Annotated in this window: 2 protein-coding genes; one reads left to right on the top strand and one right to left on the bottom strand. The window is 30.7% G+C overall.

Features of this window, described 5'->3' with window-relative positions:
* A partial coding sequence (locus tag AC1DTM_RS25970) for an arsenic resistance protein (protein WP_477001235.1) occupies nucleotides 1-301 on the bottom strand: 301 nt, incomplete at its 3' end.
* Nucleotides 302-639: 338 nt separating this feature from the next.
* On the opposite strand from AC1DTM_RS25970, the gene AC1DTM_RS25965 reads away from it, so the two are divergent.
* The gene (locus AC1DTM_RS25965; protein WP_002168630.1) at nucleotides 640-1,332 is read left to right on the top strand and encodes an FMN-dependent NADH-azoreductase; all 693 of its coding nucleotides are present in this window, start codon (nucleotides 640-642) and stop codon (nucleotides 1,330-1,332) included.
* Nucleotides 1,333-1,544 lie beyond the last annotated feature (212 nt).

Raw genomic sequence — 1,544 nt, 5'->3', positions numbered from 1 at the left:
TAATAAAGCCAACCCAAAGTGCTGGGTGATCTGAAAGAAATAACGCGCCTAATCCCCAAGCGAGAAAAGGTGTCCATATAAAATTAATACCTAGGCTTGTTCCAGCGAATTTTAAGTTGCGGAATCCGTTTTTTATATCCTTTAAGGGGATGCTGAGGAATAATCCATAAAGCATTAAAAATAAGAAGGGGACAATAAATTTTTCTGAATACATATGTATTATATTAAATTGTCCTAATGTAACCCCGAATATAACAGCTGCAAGAATGATAAAGGTTTGAATCTTTTCTAAAGTACTCATTAATAAATCCTCTCTATAGATGAATTTCCATCTCTAGTTGTATTATACAAGGTATTTCACTTATGTGTTTTCGAATTTATCATTTTGACTGAGGAAATATATTTCTTTATTATTTTTAATTGGAGATTTTTTGCTTTTTAAAAAGTTACTTGACTAAAGTAAGTAAATATACTATACTCACTTACATAAGGTAATTAAATAAATAAAAGTTAAAACTTCGGTTTAGATAATGTATTTAAATGAGATAGTTTCAGCAGGACATGATGAAACCTTTTCTTAGAATAAGATTTTTAATGCTGATGAATAATGAATATGATAAGAAAGTTTAGGTGAAGAGAATGGGATTATTTAGCTCATTATTTGGTAAAAAAGAAGAAAATACAAAAGTAGAGGAGAATAAAACTATGTCAAAAGTATTATTTGTAAAAGCGAACGATCGTCCAGCGGAGCAAGCAATTAGTTCAAAAATGTATGAAACATTTGTAAGTGCTTATAAGGAAGCAAATCCGAATACAGAAATTACGGAGTTAGATTTATTTGCATTAGATCTTCCGTATTACGGAAATATCGCTATTTCAGGTGGATATAAACGTAGTCAAGGAATGGAGATAACAGCTGAAGAAGAGAAGGCAGTTGCTACAGTAGATAAATATTTAAATCAATTTTTAGAGGCTGAAAAGGTTGTATTTGCGTTCCCATTATGGAACTTTACAGTACCAGCACCATTAATTACGTATATTTCATATCTTTCTCAAGCTGGAAAAACGTTTAAATATACAGCGAACGGTCCAGAAGGTTTAGCCGGTGATAAGAAAGTAGTTGTTTTAGGCGCTCGTGGTTCAGATTACTCTTCTGAACAAATGGCTCCTATGGAAATGGCTGTTAATTACGTTACAAACGTACTTGGGTTCTGGGGAATTACCAATCCAGAGACAGTTGTAATTGAAGGACACAATCAATATCCAGATCGCTCACAGCAAATTGTTGAAGAAGGTTTAGAGAACGTTAAGAAAGTAGCGGCGAAATTTTAAATAATGATAGTAAATGTAAAAACCAACATGGATGACCATGTTGGTTTTTTAGTCTATTCCCTATGTTAAAAAATGTATATTTATAAAATAAAAGAAAAGTTTGAAAATAGTATTGCAAAATATTATATATCAAACTATAATGAGTTCAAGAATAGTTGATACTTAAATTAAATATTCAGAAAATTCAATTAGTTAAAATTGTATAATTAGAT

Source organism: Bacillus sp. P4_D3 (genome assembly GCF_056401855.1).
The sequence above is the reverse complement of the archived record's forward strand: the minus strand, read 5'-3'. Positions and strand labels throughout refer to the sequence as shown.

Bases quoted from the DNA above. Each gene is read 5' to 3' on its own strand.
- AC1DTM_RS25965 (WP_002168630.1), top strand. From the start codon at position 640: ATGGGATTATTTAGCTCATTATTTGGTAAAAAAGAAGAAAATACAAAA.